The organism is Microbacterium timonense (genome assembly GCF_900292075.1).
GTDB classification, from domain to species: domain Bacteria; phylum Actinomycetota; class Actinomycetes; order Actinomycetales; family Microbacteriaceae; genus Microbacterium; species Microbacterium timonense.
Genome location: NZ_OLMV01000003.1, coordinates 1 through 19,249 on the forward strand (window position 1 = coordinate 1; position 19,249 = coordinate 19,249).

Sequence of the window (19,249 nt, forward strand, 5' to 3'; positions counted from 1 at the left end):
TCCCTCTGTCCGTCCCGCCGCCGACCATGCGCTCCCCGCCGCCGGGGCCCGGAGCCGCCGATAGCCTGGACGGATGGGCACGGGTGACGAGAACGCGAGAAGACGACTCACCCGGATGCCGCGGCAGGGCGCCATCGTCACGGTGCTGGCCATCGCGGGACTGGCCTCGTCGTTCATGTTCACCCTCGTGGTGCCGATCCAGTCGAAGCTGCCGGAACTGCTCAACGCCAGCCGCGACGACACGGCCTGGGTGGTGACATCCACGCTCCTGGCGGCCGCGGTCATGACGCCGATCGCCGGACGCCTCGGCGACATGTACGGCAAGCGGCGCATCGTGCTGGTGCTCCTCGCACTGCTGGTGCTGGGCTCGGTCATCGCCGCGGCATCCCCCGGCATCGTCGGCGTCATCATCGGGCGCACACTGCAGGGAGCGGTGACAGGGGTCGTCCCCCTCGGCATCTCGATCCTGCGCGACGTGCTGCACGAATCTCGCGTCGACTCGGCGATCGCGCTCATCAGCGCAACGCTCGGCGTGGGCGGGGCCCTCGGCCTGCCGATCAGCGCTCTGATCACCGAGCGCAGCGACTGGCACGTGCTGTTCTGGGTCGCCGCCGGTCTCGGCGCCGTGGTGTTCGCGCTCGTGCTGTGGATCGTTCCGGTGAGCGCGCTGCGCACCGGCGGCCGGTTCGACCACGTCGGCACCGCGGGGCTCGCGATCGGCCTCGTCGGCGTGCTGCTGGCGGTCTCGCGCGGCAACGAGTGGGGCTGGGGCTCGCCGGCGGTGCTCGCGTGCGGCATCGGCGGCGTCGTGGTGCTGCTGGCCTGGGGCTGGTACGAGCTGCGCGTACCTGAGCCGCTCCTTGACCTGCGGGTGGCCGCGCGGCGGCCGGTGCTGCTGACCAACATCGCCTCCATCGCGTTCGGGTTCTCGCTGTTCGCCTCGAACGTCGTGTATCCGCAGATGCTGGAGCTGCCTGCCGCCGCGGGCGGGTTCGGGCTGTCGCTGGTGGCCGCGAGCCTCGTGGTCATGCCGGCCGGGCTGGTGATGATGGTGCTCTCGCCGTTCTCGGGCCAATTGGCGCGCACGGTGGGTCCCAAGCTCCTCCTCGTCCTCGGCGCCATCGCCCTCGTCGTGACGTACGGGTTCACCCTGCTGTTCGCGAGCGAGGTGTGGCAGATCCTGCTGGCGAACATCGGCATCGGGTTCGGCATCGGCTTCGGCTACGCGGCCATGCCGATGCTCATCATGCGGTCGGTGCCGCAGTCCGAGACGGGTGCATCCAACGGCCTCAACGCGCTGTTCCGCTCGCTGGGCACGAGCACCGCCGCGGCCGTGATCGGTGCGGTGCTGGCGACGTTCACGGTCGACCTCGACGGGATGCCGGTGCCGCAGCCCGCCGGATTCCACCTGTCCTTCCTGCTCGGGGGCGCCGCGGCTGTCATCGCGCTGCTGGTGGCGCTGTTCATCCCGCGCCGTCACGCACCGCAGGAACGGCATCCGTCGCTCCCGGAATGACCCCGATACACGCGCGCCCGGACCGCGACAGGATGCGCGGGGCGCCCGGTCGGTAGCGTCCTGGCCCGGGGTGCGCCATGGGGTACCGCCCGAGGGCGGCCCTCGCTACCCTGACCTCAACCTGGGCGACGGGAGCCGACGATGGACGGGCGTGATCAGGGCTTCGACGAGGAGGAGCGCGGTCGGCGGCGCCGCAAGTCGGAGCAGGTCCCGGTGGGACCGCCCGACGGCGCCACCGGAGCGGCGGACGCGACGCGGACCGGCACGGTGGCAGAAGCGAGCGGGACCGACGCCTCCGGCACCACCGCGGGCGAGGACCATGCCGATCACGACACCCGGTTCTTCGGGCAGCCATGGGCGCTGGCCCACATCTTCGGAGTGGAGATGTGGGAGCGGTTCAGCTTCTACGGCATGCAGGGCATCCTGCTCATCTACATGTACTACTCGATCGCCGACGGCGGGCTCGGGATCCCCGAGCCGACGGCCACCGGGATCGTGGGCGCGTACGGCGGCACGGTGTACTTGTCGACCATCCTGGGCGCCTGGGTGGCGGACCGGCTGCTCGGCTCGGAGCGCGTGCTGTTCTTCAGCGCCTGGGTCATCATGGCGGGACACATCGCGCTGGCGCTGCTGCCGAACGTGTGGGGACTCGGTGTCGGTCTCATCCTGGTGGCGATCGGTTCGGGTGGCCTGAAGGCGAACGCCACGGCGGTCGTGGGCACGCTGTACTCCCCCAAGGACCCGCGCCGCGACGCGGGCTTCTCGCTGTTCTACCTCGGCATCAACCTGGGTGCCTTCCTCGGGCCCATCGTCACCGGCTTCCTGCAGAGCAACGTCGGCTTCCACTGGGGCTTCGGCGCCGCGGCGATCGGCATGGCGCTCGGTCTCATCCAGTACTCGTTCGGGCGCAAGCAGCTGCCCGAGTCGTCGCGTGTCGTCGCGAACCCGCTTCCGGTGAATCGCCGCGGTCTCGTGATCGGCATCGCGGTCGCGGGGCTCATCGCCATCGTGGCGCTCGTGCTGACGGGTGTCATCCGCGCCGACAACCTCGCGGGCGTCGTGATCCTCGTCACGCTGGCGGCAGCGATCGCCTACTTCTGCGTCATCATCGCGTCGCCGCACATCAGCGGGGACGACCGCTCACGGGTGATCAGCTTCATCCCGCTGTTCATCGTGAACGTGGGCTTCTGGTCGCTGTACCAGCAGCAGTTCACCGTGCTGACCATCTACTCCGACCAGCGTCTGAACCGGTCGCTGTTCGGCTGGGAGATGCCGGTGTCGTGGGTCAACTCCATCAACCCGATCTTCGTGATCATCCTCTCCGGCGTCTTCGCCGCGATCTGGACGAAGCTCGGCAACCGGGCGCCGTCAGCGCCGGTGAAGTTCTCGCTCGGCTCGATGATCATGGGCCTGGCGTTCCTGCTGTTCCTGCCCTGGGCGAACGGCGCCCCGAACTCCACGCCGCTGCTGGCGATCGTGCTGATCCTGTTCGTCTTCACCATCGCCGAACTGTTCATCTCGCCCCCGGGCCTGTCGGTGACCACCAAGCTCGCCCCCGAGCGCTTCCACACCCAGATGGTGGCGCTGTACTTCCTGTCGATAGCCCTGGGCACCGCGATCGCCGGCTGGCTCGCGCAGTTCTACGACCCCGAGAACGAGGTCCCGTACTTCACGATTCTCGGCGGCATCGCGATCGTGCTGGGCCTGGCCCTCCTGGCGTCCGTCAAGCCCGTGCTGAAGCTCATGCGGGGTGTGCGCTGACGGGATGCCGTGGGAGCGGCGCTTCGCGTGCACCAGTCGCTTCATAACCGTCATCGATACCGGCGATAACGGAATAGCGGTTCGCTGATCTCCTCGCAGCCCCTTCAATGAGGGTGGAGTCGAAGGAGATTTCAATGACGAAGCCCACCCTCGCGGTCGATCAGCCGACCGCTCGACGCGCCGGCGCCTGGCAGGCCGCCCTGCTGCTGGCCGGAAGCTGCATGCCCGTGATGGGGTCGGTCCTCATCACGCCCGTCCTCCCCCAGCTGTCGCAGTACTTCGCCGACGAGCCCGGAGCGGACGTGCTGGTCCCGATGATCGTGGCGATCCCGGCCCTCATGATCGCGGTCTTCGCGCCGTTCGCGGGGCAGATCGTCGACCGCCTGGGGCGCAAGAACCTGCTGGTCGTGGCGATGCTCGCGTACGCCGTCGCCGGTACGGTCCCGGCGTGGATCGACAGTCTCGCCGGCATCCTCATCAGCCGCGCGTTCGTGGGCGTCTTCGAGGCGGGGATCATGACCGTCTGCACGACGCTCATCGTGGACTACTTCCATGAGGAGCGGCGGCGCAACCGGTACCTCAGCCTGCAGACCGTCGCCACGACGCTGGGCGCGACCGTGTTCATCGCACTCGGCGGGGCGGTCGGCTCCGCCGGGTGGCACGCACCGTTCTGGATCTACGCGATCGCCGCACCCATCGCCGTGCTGATGATCTTCGCGCTGTGGGAGCCCAGTCGGCGCGACTCCACCGACCTGCACGTTCCGGCCGGCGAGAAGGCGCGGGTTCCGTGGCGGATCCTGGCTCTGCCACTGGTCGTCACCGTCTTCGGCGGATTCACGTTCTACGTCATGATCATCGAGGTGAGCTACCTGGTCGTGGGAACGGGCGTGTCCGCCGACGACACCGCGACGATCGGCCTCGTCGCAGCCATCGCCTCCCTGGCCACGGCGGCGGGCGCGTTCACGTTCCCGCGCATCGCCAAGAGCGGCACTCGCCTGCTGCTTCCCCTCGCGTTCGGGCTGCAGGGCGTCGGGATGGTCATCGTGTGGCTGTTCGGCGGCTTCGCCGGTGTGCTCGCGGGCGCCGTCGTCGCAGGGTTCGGCTCCGGCATCCTGCTGCCCTCGCTCGTGACGTGGGTCGTCTCGAGAACCCGCTTCGAGGAGCGTGGACGGGCGACCGGATGGTGGACGTCGTCCTTCTTCCTGGGCCAGTTCGTCACCCCTCTGGTGATGGGCGCGCTCACCGGCGCCACCGGCGCACCGCTGCCCGTCGCGGTCGGCATCGTGGGGATCGCCGCCGCCGCTGTCGCGGTCGTCCTCGGCCTGGGTCTGCGGCGGCAGCCGGTGACCGCACCGACCGCCTGACACGCGCGAGGGGGGCCGGGCCGTCGACGGACGGCCCGGCCCTCTCGCGTGCGCGGCGGGATCGGCCCCGGCGGGTCAGCGCGCGACCTGGGCGTGGGCGCCCGCCAGCTGCTCCGCCACGCGCCGCGCCCCTCGCACGGCGATCGCCACGCTCATGAGCGTCGGGTTCATGGTGTTCGCCGTCGGGATGAGCGCATTGCCGCCGACGATCAGGTTCTGGTATCCCCAGACGCGTGACCACGGGTCGGCGACCGACGTGCCGTCGTCCTCCTGGCCCATCCGCATGGTGCCCATGTAATGCAGACTCGAGCCGTTGGGCAGCAGCCGCGGCTCGGCGACGAAGGTGCCGAGGGCGGCACCGGCGCGGCGCACGCGCTCGTGCGCCTCGGCGAGCTCCGCCTCCTCGGCATCGGTGAGCGCATACTCGATCGTCATGTTGGGGAAGCCCCGGTAGTCGAGCTCGCCGTCGTCGAAGGTGACGCCGTCCTCGACGCGAGGATGCTTGCGCACGCCGTACCCCATGTTGACGTAGCCCCAGCGATTGCCGGCCGCGGGGTGCGCGGGATCCAGCTGGAACGGCGGGTTCTCGGCGTACATCACCTGCAGTGAGAAGGGGTGGTCGGGCTCCGAGAACGGGATGCGGTTGACCGCCGCGACCGGGTCGGCGGCGTTGCGGGCACGGCGTGCCAATTCGCTGCGGAACTGCTCCTCCGAGACCAGCGCCCCCATGCGCTCCTCATCGAGGGCGACCGTCGTGATCACCACGTGGTGCTCGGTGAGGTAGCGTCCGAGCGCGCGCGGGCGGATGCCGGAGGCCCAGAGCAGCTGCGGAGAGCGGAACGCGTCAGCGGCCACCACCACCACGTCGGCCGGGACGAAGGAGACCTCTCGCGTGCGGAGGTCCTCGATGGTCACCCCGGTGGCCGCACCGCCGTCGTGCTCGATGCGCCGCACGAGTGTGAGGTCACGCAGCTCGAAGCGGGCGGCCTCTGCGGTGCCGTCTTCGATGAGCGGTCCGAGGACCGTGTTCGCCCCGGCCCAGACCATCGACCCATCAGGCTGCGGGTCGCCGGCGACCGGGAGGGTCCCCACACCGTAGCCGGGCGGAAGCTCGGCGCCGAACTCGTCGTCGAGGATGGCGCGGATGGCGGAGCCGATGGGCGAGTCGGCGAAGGCGGCGCTCTGCGCGTGCAGCAGACCCTCCGCCGTCGTGATGAGGTCGTCCCACTCCGAGTCGTCGATGAAGTCGACCTTCTCGCTGAACGCCGGACGCGGGATGGCGCACGTCCAGTGCGCCCCCTGCCCACCGACGTTCGTCGCGGCGGCTGCGGCCGGGAATGTCGGCGCGTGCGCGGAGCCGGGACCGCCGAAGTCGAGCAGGTGGGTCCCCTGGCGGGCCGTGAACATTCCCTCGACGACCGCGCCCGCGGGAATCCCGAGGCTCTCGCGGTACGCGCCGGACTGCGGGCCCTGCGACATCTGCCGGGCCCGGGCCTTCTCCTCGGGGTGGACGATGTTGCGGACACTCTGCCCCGGCACAGCGGTCAGCTGAGGGCCGGCTTCGAACATCACGACGCGCACGTCGGGGTTCGACTCGAGGATGACGCGGGCGTAGGCGGAGCCGATCGGCCCGCTGCCGACGATGGCGACGGTGGGGGTGTGCGACATGGGAGTACCTCTTCTGCTCAGGCGGTGAGCGGTTCGGGGCGGGCAGCGGCGGCGTGCTCGTACTCGTCCGAGAGCCGTCCGGCGGGTAGGAGCAGGGCGGCGACGATGCCCGCGGCATAGGCGACGGCGAGCGCGGCGAAGACCGGCGCGAAGACGGCGCTGTAGATCCCGGCGACCTCCACCTGCACGGCGACGGATGCATCGTGCACGAACCGCGGCGTCAGCGCCGCCGCGTCGAGCGCGTCGGAAAGCAGTCCTGCGACCCCGAAGCCGATGACGCCGCCGATGATCGCCGTCGCGACGGTGGAGCCGACCTGCCGGACCAGGTTCACGGTGGCCGTCATGCTGCCGGTGTCGCGTCGCGGAGCGGCGCTCTGCACCACGGCGATCACGAGACTCATGAATGCGCCGGTGCCGATCCCTACCCCGGCCATGACGACCATGGGCACCCACAGCGGCAGCCCCACCGGCAGCAGCGCCATGACGAACAGGCCGGCGGCTCCGAGCGAAGTCCCGACGATGCAGTAGACCCGATAGTGGCCGGTGCGGCTCACCAGCCACCCCGTCGCGAGATTGGACACCAGCATCCCGAACACGGTCGCGATGGGAACAAGACCCGATACCGTGGCACTCGTGCGGTACGCCATCTGGAAGTACGTCGGCAGATACGCCGTGATCGAGAACAGGCCGACGCCGATGATCGCCGAAAGCGCCGTCCCGGTGGCGATGGTGCGGTTCGCGAACAGCCGTAACGGAACGAGCGGCTCGGGTGCACGCAGCTCGACGAGAAGGAACGCCGCGAATGCGATGGCGGCGACGGCGAACGCGACCACCGCTGCGACCGCACGCGCGGAGTCCCCGACCCAGGTGACGGCCAGCACGAGTGCGACCATGGCCACGGCGAAGGTGACCGCCCCCGCGACGTCGAACCGCTGCCGGCCGAAACCGGCGAGCCGGGGGACGGCGACCAGCGCGAGCAGCAGGGCCGCCACGCCGAACGGGATGTTGATCCAGAACACCCATGGCCATCCCCAGTAATCGGTGATGAGTCCTCCGAGTACGGGTCCGATGAGGATCGCGACCGGGAAGGCTGCGCCGATGATCGCGAGGTAGCGCGGACGTTCTCGGGGCGTCGTGACGCGCGCGACGATGGTCTGGGACATGAGGTGCAGGCCGGCCGAGCTCATCCCCTGCACGACGCGAGCGACGATCAGCTGCGGCATGTCGTGGGCGAAGCCGCACGCCAGCGACGCGACGAGGAACAGCACGAGCGAGACCAGGAACACCCCTCGGGGCCCGGCCGCATCGCCGAGTTTGCCGATGACGGGCAGCAACACCGTGCTGGCCAGCGTGTAGCCGACCACCACCCACCCCATCTGGGCGAGCGCGCCCAGTTCGCCGGCGACGGTCGCCAGGGACGTCGAGACGATCGTGTGGTCGAGGGCGCCGAGGATCGCGACGGTCAGGAGGGCGGCGATCAGAAGGCGGAGCCTCCACGGTGACATGCTCATACGCGTAGTGACCCGTACGACCGGGCGATCGACGCGACGGGATGTGTCCCCGCGCGCCCTCGCGGCGGGGAACGGGCCGTCCACGGCCCCGACGTCACTGTCGATTCTATCCACTCTTTAGTTTGAAATCAACATAAGTGGATGTGGTGCTCACCCGCGCCGACGAAGACGCGGACGCGCCCGCGCCGGGGGCAGCTCAGGAGCGGGGACGCTCTCACCCACCGAGCCGACGAGTTCGCCGATCCCCTCGATCGTCATGCGCACCTCGTCGCCCGGGCGCAGCGGGGGCGGGACGAGGTCGCCGTTGCGGCCCCACAGCTCTCCGAGGCATCCGCCGTTGCCGACCGTGCCGCTGCCGAGCACGTCCCCCGCCACGACACGCGAGTTGCGCGAGGCGTAGGCGACCAGCTCGGGGAAGGGCCAGCCCATGTTCGAGACGAGATCCTCGCCGACGAGCTCGCCGTTGATACGCACCTCGGCACGTACGGCGAGGAACCCGTCCGCGTCCAGGTACTGCTCGAGTTCGTCGGCGGTGACGATCCAAGGACCCAGGCTCGTGCCGAAGTCCTTGCCCTTGGCCGGCCCGAGACGCACCTTCATCTCGCGGCCCTGAAGATCGCGCGCCGACCAGTCGTTCATGATCGTGTAGCCGAAGATGCGGGATGCCGCCGCCTGCGGATCGAGGTTCACTCCGGGTTCTCCGCCGAGGACGACGGCCAGTTCCAGCTCGAAGTCGAGTCGTTCGGTGATGGGCGGGCGGAGGACGTCGGCGGGCCCGAGGATCGTGTGCGGGTTGGTGAAGTAGAAGGTCGGCGCCTGATACCACTCGGGGGCGACGAAGCTCTTGCCCTCCACCCCCGCGCTGACCCCCTCGACATGCTCCTCGAAGGCCACGAAGTCGCGGACGGATGCCGGCACCAGCGGAGCCAGGAGCCGCACCTCCGCGAGCGGCGTGCCGCTTGCCCGGTCGATCCGCGCGAACGCCGCGCGCGCGGCGTCGAGCCCGCCGGCCAGGACGCCGGCGACGGTCTCGCCGCCGGCGAAGGGCACCACGCGGTCGCCGACGACGAAACCCTCCGTCTCGGCCGACGGTGCGTCAGCCTCACGGACGCCTGCGGCCTCACCGATGCCCGCCCAGCGCGCGATCCTCATGCGGGCACCTGCGTCTGCAGCAGGGCGTCGGCGTTGCCGCCAAGGATCCGCTGGGTGATCTCACCGGGCAGGTCGGCGCCCCGCACGAACGACACCGGGTCGTCCAGTCCCATGTCGAACGGGAAGTCGCTGCCCAGCAGCACCCGGGAGCCCCCCGCGACCTCGACGAGGTGCCGCAGGGCGACCGGGTCGTGTACGACCGTGTCGAACCACAGGCGCCGCAGGTACGTCGACGGCGCATGCTGGCAGCGACGGGCCTCGGGGCGCACGCGCCACGCGCGATCTGAGCGGCCGATCGCGAACGGCAGGTAGCCGCCGCCGTGCGCCGCCACGATCCGCAGGCCCGGATGGCGGTCGAGGACACCCGCGAAGATGAGGTGCGACAGCGCCACCGCATTCTCCGTGGGTTGCCCGACGGTGTTGGACAGGTAGAACCGGTCGAGGCGCTCGTCGAGGCTGCAGCCGAACGGGTGCAGGAACACGATGCAGCCGAGCTCCGCCGCCCGCGCCCAGAACGGCTCGAGGCGCTCGTCCGACAGTTCGACGTCGCCGGCGAACGAAGAGATCTCGACGCCCGCGAGCCCCCGCCCGAGCACGGCGTCGTCGAGGTACTCGACGATTCGTTCCGGATGCTGCAGCGGCACGACCCCGAGTCCCGTCAACCGGTCGGGAGCGTGGGCGACGTGCTCGGCGATGAGCCGGTTCGTCTCGGCCGCCACCCAGACCGCAAGGCCCTCCGGCGCCCACGGGTAGAAGTGATTCGGCGAAACACTCACCCACTGCCGGTCGATGCCCTGCGCATCCATCGCCGCGAGCCGGACCCCGACGTCGGTGAGCTTCGGGATGCGCTCCCCCACCATGGCCCCGGAGACCTGGAGGCTCTCGACACCGTTGCGACGACGCTCGAGATCAGCCGCTTCGGCCACCAGTTCCGGAGCCCGCCGCTCGACCTCGGCGTGCAGGGCCGGCAGCAGCAGGTGCGCGTGGACGTCCACGACCGGCATCCGGTCGCCGCTGACCGTCACGAGCTCAGTCATGCCGGCACCGCCATCTGCTGGGCGATGCCGAAGATCAGCCCGCCGGCGTCGGCGTCGCGGTTGCCGTCGATCTGCCACTGGCCGAGCTGGACGGATGCCTCCACCACCGCCTTCGCGCGCGGCAGGCGCCGCGCGTGGAAGTCGTCCCACAGCTGCTGGTCGACCGCGTCGCGCTGGACCAGCAGCTCGGTCAGGACCAGCGCATCCTCCAGGCCCTGCGCCGCACCCTGCGCGATCGTCGGGGGGCACGAGTGCGCGGCGTCGCCGATGATGACGACACGACCGCGGTTCCACGGCTCCTCGACGAGGTGCTTCGTGAACCAGGTGTAGTTGGCGTGCGCACCGGCCTCGAGGTCGGCACGGATCGCGTTCCAGGGGCCGTCGTACGCGCGCGATTCCTCGAGCATGATCCGTGTGGCCTCCTCGTCGGACACGCCGAACCGGTCCTGCGCCTTCTCGACCAGGAAGGCGTACATGCTGTCCTCGCCCGTCGGCGTGTACCCGGCGATGTAGACGGGGCCGCCGTAGTACAGCTCGCTGCGCTCCACCTCCGCCGGACGGGAGACGAAGGTCCGCCAGATGCCCATGCCGGTCGGCTCGGGCTTGGTCTGGATGCCGATGAGCTCGCGCACCGTCGAATTCAGTCCGTCGGCGCCGATCAGCAGGTCGTACTCGCCCGCGGGCTCGCCGTCGACCGTGACCGCGACAGCCTCGTTCGCGCGGGCGTCGAGATCGGTGATCCGGGCGCCGAAGCGCACGTTCGCACCCGCCTTCTGCGCGTGCTCGAGGAGAATGCGCGCCAGCTCGGGACGCGGCATCCCCATCGCCGCCGGGTAGTCCGGTCCGCCTGTCTTCACGTCCGGCAGCGCTGCCACGACGGGCGCGCCCGGCCCGGGCGCTCGCACGTTGAGGCCTTCGAAGGCGAACCCCGCCGCGCGGATGTCGTCCCACGCGCCGAGCGCGTCGAACACCCGCAGGGCGTTGCCCTGCAGCGAGATGCCGGACCCGAGCGCGCCGAGCTCGGGCTTCGCCTCGAAGACGTCCACCTGGACGCCGGCCTTCGCGAGCTGTATGGCGGCGGCCAGACCCGCGACACCGCTCCCGGCGATCGCGACCTTTCGGACTGCGGTCATGTCAGAACCTCCCTGTTCTGGATCGTGCGTGTGAGGTGGCTAGAGGATCGCGACGGGATTGATCGGCGACCCGACCGCGCCGGTGATGGGCAGCGGCGCCGCCGACAGCAGGAAGTCGTACGTCCCGCGCCCCGCACAAGCCTCGGCCAGGGCGTCGAGATTCCACATCTCGCCGATGGTCAGCCCCATATTGGGGATGACCACCTGGTGCAGCGGCTGGAATGCGGGCGCGTCGAACTCGTTCGGCCGCACCTCGAATCCCCACGTGTCGGTGGCGATGGCGGCGATCTCGGTGCGATGCAGCCACCCGGCGGTCGTGAGCGAGAGCCCCGGTGCCGGACCACCGGCATAGTCGCCCCAGCCGTCCCGCCGCGTGCGCGCGTACTGGCCGGTGCGCACGAGCACGATGTCGCCGCGACCGACCCGGCTGGACTCCCCCTGTGCCGCGATCGTCGCCTCGAGGTCGGCCACCGTGATCGCGTACCCGTCTTCGAGCTCGCCGGTCCCGGGCGCGAGGTGGCGGCCGACGTCGAGCAGCACGCCGCGGGAGACGAGAACGGATGCCGCGTGCTCGATGCCCGTGACCAGGTCGCCGTCGCTGGTGACGACGTCGCCGGCGCGGCGGCCGTTCCACGCGTTGCCGTGGTCGAAGATGTGCCCGAGACCGTCCCACTGCGTGGAGCACTGCAGCGGCATGGCGATGACATCGTCCGCGCCGCCGATACCGTGTGGGAATCCCTGATTGCCGCGCTCGGCGTCGGTGCCCGTGTCCGTCATGGTGTGCACCGGGTTCGTGCGCCGCCGCCAGCCCTTCTGGGGGCCGTCGGTGTCGAACGCCTGCGCCAGCGAGATCACCTCACCCGTACTTACGAGGGCAGCGGCCTGCACCCGCTTGGCCGCGTCGATGAAGTTGAGGGTGCCGAGGACGTCGTCATCGCCCCACCGACCCCAGTTGCGGTACGCCTCGGCGCGCGCGGCGATCTCGGCTTCGGGATTCTGCCGGTCGAGGTCGGCGGGGTTCTCGCTCGGGCCGGTCATCGTCGGTTCTCCGTCCTCAGGTCGAGCATGTCCCGATTTCGCTCATGTGAAGGGCCCCCAGCCGAATGGAATGGGGACACGAAGGCGGGAAAGTGGGACATCATCAGGATGCCGGTCCTTCCGCGACGCAGCGGACCACCTGAGTGCCCAGGCCCGAGATGGAACCCGTCATCACATCGCCGTCGCGCAGGAACCGCTTCCAGTGCTGGCCGTTGCCCGGCGGGCTCCCGGTGAGGAGCAGATCGCCGGGGAGCAGCGCCGTCGTCTGCGACGCCGCCGAGATCAGGGCCGGGATGTCGAACAGCAGGTCGCTCGACGACCCGTCCTGCATCGTCTGGCCATTGAGGTCCAGTCGCACCCGCACGTCCGAGCCGTCGACGAACGGCGCCGGCACGAGGAAGGGACCGGTAGGGAGGAACCCGGGGGCGTTCTTGGCGCGGAACCAGTCGGTGCCGATCTCCTTCATGTCCTTGCGGAAGACGAGATCGCGCGTGGTGATGTCGTTGACGATCGTGTAGCCGGCGACATGGTCCAGCGCCTCCTCGCGCGAGACGCGGAAAGCCTCCCGGCCGATCACGATCGCGAGCTCGAGCTCCCAGTCGTGCACCTGGCTGTAGGCGGGCAGCACCAATGGCACGTCGTCCCCGGCGACGACCGTGGGCAGGCCGAGGAAGAAGTACGGCTCGCCGTGGGCCCGCCGCTCGTCCATCATCTTCGCGGCGAAGTCCCGCGCCTCCTCGGGCGAGCGGGACGAGTCCTGCGTGAGCCCCGCGACCACGAGCTCGATGACGTGCTCGCGGTAGTTCGCACCCGCTTGCAGCACCTGCCGCGGCTCGACCGGGGCCGTCAGCACGACGTCGGCCAGCGGCATCCACCCCTCGCTCTCCGAGTCCGCCAGCGCCCGCAGTCGTTCCCAGTCGGGGTGTGCGAGGAACGCGTTGAGGTCGGCGGCGCCGAGCTCGTCACGGGAGACCGCGCGGACGCGGTCGCCGGCGACCAGACCCAGACGCACCGAGTCGCCGTCGCGGTAGCGCGCGAGGGCGAAGGGGGCGGTCATACCTGCTGTTGACGTCGTCGTCATCGTTTCTCCATGTCCGCGGTTCGGAACGTGGTGCGAGGGCGGGGACGCCTGTCCGGCATCCCCACCCTCGAGCCTGTCAGCCCTGGCCGTGCTTGGCGTAGGGGTTGAAGAGCGCTTCCTTGATCTCGTTGGGCACGCCCTCCTCCGTCGCCGACGGCCCGTCGGCGGGCGGGAAGGACTCCGTCATCGACATCGGCATGACGCTGTTGCGGTAGAAGTTGTTGGACCCCTGCGACGGCTTCCACGTGTTCGCCTCCCAGTCCGGGACGTAGTTGCGGTAACCGCCGGTGTTGAGCTCGATGCGCAGGCTCGACGGCTCGCGGTAGTAGAGGAAGTTCTGCTCTCCGATGCCGTGGATCGACGGACCGTACTCGATCGGGTACCCGTTCTCGCCGAGGATGTCGGCGGCGATGAGCAGCTCCTCGCGAGTGTCGACCCAGAAGGCGTAGTGGTTCACGCGGCCGGCCCGGGTGGAGCCGTCGAGGACGACCCCCAGGTCGTGCGACTTCTCGTTCGTGGTCAGGACGGAGAAGACCGAGATGGGCGCCTCGTCGAGCACGGTGCGGGCCATGAAGCGGAAGCCGAGGACGTCGACATACCACTTGACGAAGCCGTCGACGTCGCTGGTCGCGATCGTGACGTGGTCGAGCTGACGAGGAGCGCCCGCGACCTTGCTGCGGCGGGACGGGCGGTCGGGGTAGATCGACGCGGCGTCACCCTCGATGTCGTGGTGACGGGTGACATCCCAGTGAAGGGTGAGCGTGTGACCCCAGGGACCGGTGAACCGATAGGCGCGACCGATCTTGTGGACGTCGATCCACTCGCCCTCGACGCCGGCGGCCTCCACACGCTTGGCGGCCTCCTCCAGCGCCTCGGCGCTCGAGGTGCGCCACGCGGCGGTGACGAGGCCGGGCTCGTCACCGGGCACGACGACGACGCTGTAGGCGTAGTAGTCCCCCCAGCAGCGCAGGTACACCGCGCCATCGACGCGGTCGACGACGGTCAGCCCGACCTGGTTGACGTAGAAGTCGACGGATGCCTCGACATCCGGAGACGAGATCTCCACATAGGAGAGGTGGGACAGGAGCTTGATCATCATCGACCCTTTCGGATGAGCTGGCGGGTGATCCCGCTGTCAACTTTCGTCTGAGATCGGCATATCCGGGAATGCCATATCGCCTATCTCGCGGATCAGCGATGTTTATGAATGGACGCGGTGAGCAGCTCCTCTGCCAGCGCAGTATCGTGCCGCAGTTCGTCGAGGTCCAGAGGCACCTCACCCGTGCGAACGGCCGCGATGGCACGGCGAAGTGCCACGCGCTCGGGGCTCTCCAAAAGCGGGGGGAGGATGCGGCGCCCAGCGGCATCGGCGATCGACACCACCGTGTCCAGATCGGCGTCGACCTCGACACGCTCCTGTCCGATGGCCGTGACGCGCAGCCGGCCGTGCGCCGGAGCACCGGGCTGGACCGTCGCGGTGAGCGAGATGGCGCCTCCTTCCGCCGGATCGAGGAGAGCCAGGGTGCCTCCCTCCCACGTCTGGCTGATCCGGCAGGTGAGCGGCGTGCCCGCGACGACGCGGGCCCACCCGATCGCGTCGGGCAGCACGTCCCGCAGCGCCGAGGCGGGCGCGTGGCACTCGACCACGACGGCATGCCACGGCGGATGCCCGGCGGCAGACGCGTCAACAAGGTCCCTCATGCCCGGGCGCAGCAGACGGCGCTCCACGACGACCGGGGTCCGTGCGGCGACGCGTGCGAGCGCGTGGAGCTCGGCGGAAGGAGCGGCGCCGGGCTGAGCGACGACGATGCCGCCCGCGCCGGCACGGACGGCAGCGGAGGCCCTTTCCCACCACCGCCCCTCGCCGCGAACGACGGCGACTGCAGCGGGAAGATCCCGAGCGGGCGTGGCGCTCACCGGCAGCTCACTGACCGCGACACGATATGCCTCGAGATCGGTGTGGACGCGCGTGGTCACGAGCTCGCCTCCAGGACGGCCGCGGCACCATCAGCCAGCTGCAGGGCGTACGTCGCATCGTCGAGAAGCTCGTCGTACTCGACCGGCAGGCCCGCCTCGAGGAGCTCGGCGAGCGCCCGCCACTCGCCGACGTAGCCGTCGCTGCCGCCATGCGCATACGCGATGTCACGCCCATCGGCGGTCTTCACGCTCACCCGGGCGGCGCCGGCATGCACGAAGCTGGGAGGAAAATGCACGTCGAGGCGGTCGGTGCGGGTCGACACGCTCACCCGCCAGAGTGCGTCCGCACCGCCGGGAAGCATCACGGTCGTGAGCTGGACCGGGATTCCGCTGGCGACGAAGCCGACGGCATAGCCGAGCGGCGCCAGCGCCCGTGCGAAGACGACCCGCTCGAATCGCGGCGCCAGATCACGCACGAGGGGAAGGTCGTGGATCGCCAGTCCGGTGAGCAGCTGACGCATGACCGCGGCGGCGACCTGCGGGCGGGCCAGATCGGGGAGGGTGACCTCGCTGCCCGCCGTCGGCGGCTCGGTCACGAGTTCGTGGTACCGCGCGTTGGGCGGCAGGGCCAGCGTCGCCGAGATGGAGACGACAGGGCCACCCGAGGCGGTGAGGTGGTGCCTGGCGCGACCCCACGCGGGATCGAAGTAGTGGTTCGTGCCGACGACGAGCGGCACTCCGGCGCGACGGCACGCCTCGATGGCATCGCGCGCATCGGCGATCGTGGTGGCGAGGGGCTTCTCACAGAACACGCCGCGCTTGCCCGCGGCCACCGCAGCCACGACATGCGCCGCATGCTCGGCGGGTGGACTGCAAATCGCCACCACGTCGACGTCGGCATCCGCCAGCAGCGCACTGACGCCCGTCGACGCGCGAGCGCCCGCACGGGCGGCCAGCTCCTTCGCGCGGCCGCTGCCGGCGTCTGCGACATGCGCGACGCGGAAGACGTCCCGCAACCGAGCGAGCGTTGGCACGTGCAATGCCGCGACACCCGGACCCGCGCCGATGATCCCCACGCCGAGCGACATGAGCGGCCTCCTCACACTTATGTGGAAACAGTACCTAAGTCGACATCATCTGGACTATAGGGCGCACGGATTCGGCCGTGGATTCACCGCGTTATGCAAGAATCGACCATGGCCACAGAGTCCACCTTGCGCTTCGGCGCGCAGACCGACGAGATGACGAGCCTGCTGCGGATCGTCAACATGGTGCGCACCGGCGACGCGTCGACCCGGCCGGAGATCGGACGCGTCACCGGCCTCGGGCGCGGCGTGGTGACGCAGCGGGTGGACCACGCGATAGAGATGGGCTATCTCGCGGACGGTGAGTTCGGACCTTCCTCCGGCGGCCGCGCACCCCGCACGCTGCGGTTTCGCGGAGAGGCCGGGCGGATCGTGGTCTGCGCACTGGGCGCACTGCACATCCACGTCGGCGTCGCGCTCCTCGACGGCGACGTCATCGATCAGGCGCACGCGCCGTGGGACATCGCCCGCGGGCCCGCCGAGACGCTCGACAAGGCGCTCGGCATGATCGACGAGGTGCTCGCCCGCACGCCGGACGTGCCCGTCTGGGGCGTCGGCGTGGGCGTTCCCGGTCCGGTGGACTTCGAGAGCGGCCGCCCCGTCGCGCCGCCCATCATGCCGGGATGGAATGGCTTCGACGTCCGCCGGCGGTTCGAGCAGCGGTACCAGGCCCCGGTGTGGGTGGACAACGACGTCAACCTCCTCACGTTCGGCGAACGGGCACGCCGAGACGACGACCACCTCGATCTCATCTACTGCAAGATCGGCTCCGGCATCGGCGCCGGGCTCCTCTCCCGTGGCCGCATCCACCGCGGCGTCAACGGCGCTGCCGGTGACATCGGGCACGTCCGCGTGCGCGACTCGGACGCACTCTGCCGCTGCGGCAAGGTCGGATGCCTCGAAGCAGTCGCCGGCGGTTGGGCGCTCATCCGCGATGCCCTCGCCGAGATCGAGGGTGGTGCCACCGGCGCGCTCGCGAAGGCGGTCGCATCGGGCGAGGAGCTCTCCCCCGAGCGCATCTCGAACGCCGCGGAAGACGGTGACGCCCTTGCCATCCGGCTCGTCCAGCGGTCCGCGCGCGTCGTCGGCGAGTCGATCGCGGCCCTGGTCAACATGTTCAATCCTTCGGTGATCGTGATCGGTGGTGCTCTCGCCGGCGCCGGGGAGCTGCTTCTGGCAGAGGTCCGCCAGCGCGTGTACGAGCTGTCGCTGCCGCTGGCCACCCGCGACCTGACGATCGCGCAGTCGGTCAACGATGTGCGTGAACCGCTGCGCGGGGGCACGGAGATGGTGCGGGAGCAGCTCTTCGACGTCACCTTCCCCAGATGGTTCGGCCACGGGCGCCCCACTGTCGCCGCGATCCGCGGTGACGAGCACGCGCTCGCGTGAGCCGCAGACTTTTCACTGAAATCGACGAAAGGGTGTAGCTTCCTCTCTAAAGCCTCGTCGGGGCTGGAGTGACATGAAGGAGCGAGCCCGATGACGTTGCCGCTGCTGCTGGACGACGCGCTCTCTGCCACGGCGACCGGGTTCGTCCTGCGCCTCAGCCTGCCGTGGATCCGATCTCTGCCTCTGGCGAGCGTGACAGACCTCGAGGTGACGATCGATGCGGAGCCCGCGCCGGTGAAAGTCGGCGTGGCCGGCGCGTCGCCGACGTCGCAGGAGCTCGCCGCGGCGACCGGCTGGTGGTTCATCCAGGACCGGCTCGAGCTGCACGGCGACCGAGCGCTGGCTCCCGGAGCTCACGACGTGCGCGTGTCGTTCACGCTTCTCGTGCCGTATCTCCAGGCAGGGCCCGCGGGACCGGTTGCGCTCCCCTTCCGCGCCGAGCAGGTGCTCCGCGTCGAGGATCCGGTCCTCGGTGCCACCGCTTCCGGCGACAGGCCATCGTCCGCTGCACCCCTCTCTCCTTCGCGTGGCCCCTCCCACGGCGACGCGAGCGCGGGGCGGGAAGACGAGGACGATGACGTCTGGACGCTTTCGGCCAGCGCATTCAACTGGACATCGCGCGTCATCCGCGCCGACCAGGCGGTGAACGACATCGCCGTCGGAATCATCGCGTCCGGGGTGTCGAAGACGATCGAGATCGAGGCGGGCCAGGTCTGGCGGTCCTTTCCCGAGCCGGCGGACGCGGAGGTCGACGAGCTGAGAGAGCGGGTTGCAGCGCTCGGCGGCGCCGTCACCATCGTGGGCGCCAGCCTGGACGACTGGGCGCTGCCGCCTCGCCGACGCACGGAGGAGGAACGTCTCACGTTCCTTCTCCCGCAGCTGCGGGCAGCCGCGAGGGTCGGCGCGCTCGGAGTGCGCGTGCCGTTCGGGCAGGCGGGGCGGGAGCTGCTGCGCCGGGTCCAGCCGGTGCTCGAGGACCTCGGCCTCATCCTCTACGAGGAGATCCAGGGACAGCAGGCGCTCGACGTGCCCGCCGTGGCGACCAACCTCGAGCTGCTGCAGCAGCTGGCCGACCCGCGTATCCGCGTCCTGATCGACATCAGCATGCTCATGCCGTCGCTGCCCCTCAGCTACCTGGAGGAGCTGCGGCGCGGCGGAATCGACGAGGCGCTTCTTCGGCGACTCGAGCACGAGTGGCGCGCACCCGAGACGCACACCGCGGTGGTGGCCGCCCTGCGCGGCGGCGACGTCCCGCCCGCCGTGCACACGCTCTTCATGAACCTTCTGGTGCGCTTCGGCCGCTCCCAGATGGCTGACCTGGAACCGCTCCTCCCCCTCACCGCCGGCGTGCATCTGAAGTTCTGGGATCTCGAGGACTCGGACGGACGCGTCTCGCGCCCCATCGGTGAGATCGGCGCGGCCTTGTCCCGCACCGGATTCACGGGAACCCTCACGAGCGAGTGGGGTGGTCACGAGTGGCTCGACGCCGACCCGGCCGAGATGACTCGCGCGCACCTCGGCCTCGCCCGTGACGCGCTCTCTGCCGTGAGTGCCACGCGCTGACCCCCGCGGGCTACCGGAAAGGGCCGGACGCTTG

General features: G+C 70.1%; 15 protein-coding genes. 5 read left to right on the forward strand and 10 right to left on the reverse strand.

Annotated features, from left to right (window positions below; all coding sequences use genetic code 11):
• The first annotated feature begins 115 nt into the window (after positions 1 to 115).
• From C9992_RS09330 to C9992_RS09340, 3 genes are all read left to right on the forward strand, one after another.
• Positions 116 to 1,516, forward strand: coding sequence for an MFS transporter (locus C9992_RS09330; protein WP_106815355.1), 1,401 nt, complete (start codon positions 116 to 118; stop codon positions 1,514 to 1,516).
• 141 nt (positions 1,517 to 1,657) lie between these two features.
• Entirely contained in the window at positions 1,658 to 3,277 is a 1,620-nt protein-coding gene (locus C9992_RS09335) for a peptide MFS transporter (protein WP_268807177.1), read from the forward strand.
• A 134-nt stretch (positions 3,278 to 3,411) separates the two neighbouring features.
• Complete coding sequence (locus C9992_RS09340; protein WP_106815356.1) at positions 3,412 to 4,641, forward strand: MFS transporter; 1,230 nt, start codon at positions 3,412 to 3,414, stop codon at positions 4,639 to 4,641.
• Between the two features lie 75 nt (positions 4,642 to 4,716).
• On the opposite strand, the gene C9992_RS09345 is transcribed toward C9992_RS09340, so the two are convergent.
• From C9992_RS09345 to C9992_RS09390, 10 genes are all read right to left on the reverse strand, one after another.
• Positions 4,717 to 6,309 carry a GMC oxidoreductase gene (locus tag C9992_RS09345; protein WP_106815357.1) on the reverse strand — a complete coding sequence of 531 codons (1,593 nt, stop codon included), beginning with the start codon at positions 6,307 to 6,309 and terminating at the stop codon, positions 4,717 to 4,719.
• A gap of 17 nt (positions 6,310 to 6,326) precedes the next feature.
• Entirely contained in the window at positions 6,327 to 7,814 is a 1,488-nt protein-coding gene (locus C9992_RS09350) for an MFS transporter (protein WP_235008162.1), read from the reverse strand.
• 156 nt (positions 7,815 to 7,970) lie between these two features.
• Positions 7,971 to 8,972: a fumarylacetoacetate hydrolase family protein gene (locus tag C9992_RS09355; RefSeq protein ID WP_106815359.1), complete on the reverse strand. Its 1,002-nt coding sequence runs from the start codon at positions 8,970 to 8,972 to the stop codon at positions 7,971 to 7,973.
• Positions 8,969 to 10,009 (reverse strand): amidohydrolase family protein, encoded by a 1,041-nt coding sequence (locus C9992_RS09360; protein WP_235008163.1) that lies wholly within the window; start codon positions 10,007 to 10,009, stop codon positions 8,969 to 8,971. The genes C9992_RS09355 and C9992_RS09360 overlap by 4 nt, the downstream gene beginning before the upstream one ends.
• Positions 10,006 to 11,142, reverse strand: a complete 1,137-nt coding sequence (locus C9992_RS09365; RefSeq protein WP_106815360.1) for an FAD-dependent monooxygenase — start codon at positions 11,140 to 11,142, stop codon at positions 10,006 to 10,008. Before C9992_RS09365 ends, C9992_RS09360 begins: the two co-directional genes overlap by 4 nt.
• A 39-nt stretch (positions 11,143 to 11,181) precedes the next feature.
• The gene (locus C9992_RS09370) at positions 11,182 to 12,180 is read right to left on the reverse strand and encodes a cyclase family protein (RefSeq protein WP_106815361.1); all 999 of its coding nucleotides are present in this window, start codon (positions 12,178 to 12,180) and stop codon (positions 11,182 to 11,184) included.
• Positions 12,181 to 12,283: 103 nt separating this feature from the next.
• Positions 12,284 to 13,237, reverse strand: coding sequence for a fumarylacetoacetate hydrolase family protein (locus C9992_RS09375; RefSeq protein ID WP_106815362.1), 954 nt, complete (start codon positions 13,235 to 13,237; stop codon positions 12,284 to 12,286).
• 100 nt (positions 13,238 to 13,337) lie between these two features.
• Entirely contained in the window at positions 13,338 to 14,357 is a 1,020-nt protein-coding gene (locus C9992_RS09380; protein WP_106815868.1) for a VOC family protein, read from the reverse strand.
• Between the two features lie 95 nt (positions 14,358 to 14,452).
• Positions 14,453 to 15,238: a hypothetical protein gene (locus tag C9992_RS09385; protein WP_106815363.1), complete on the reverse strand. Its 786-nt coding sequence runs from the start codon at positions 15,236 to 15,238 to the stop codon at positions 14,453 to 14,455.
• Positions 15,235 to 16,266 carry a Gfo/Idh/MocA family protein gene (locus C9992_RS09390; protein WP_106815364.1) on the reverse strand — a complete coding sequence of 344 codons (1,032 nt, stop codon included), beginning with the start codon at positions 16,264 to 16,266 and terminating at the stop codon, positions 15,235 to 15,237. Before C9992_RS09390 ends, C9992_RS09385 begins: the two co-directional genes overlap by 4 nt.
• Before the next feature lie 108 nt (positions 16,267 to 16,374).
• Here C9992_RS09390 and C9992_RS09395 point away from each other — a divergent pair, with 108 nt between their 5' ends.
• Positions 16,375 to 17,652, forward strand: coding sequence for an ROK family protein (locus C9992_RS09395; RefSeq protein WP_106815365.1), 1,278 nt, complete (start codon positions 16,375 to 16,377; stop codon positions 17,650 to 17,652).
• Between the two features lie 90 nt (positions 17,653 to 17,742).
• On the forward strand, positions 17,743 to 19,215 hold the full coding sequence (locus tag C9992_RS18395; protein WP_235008164.1) for a sugar phosphate isomerase/epimerase: 1,473 nt from the start codon (positions 17,743 to 17,745) through the stop codon (positions 19,213 to 19,215).
• Positions 19,216 to 19,249: the final 34 nt, after the last annotated feature.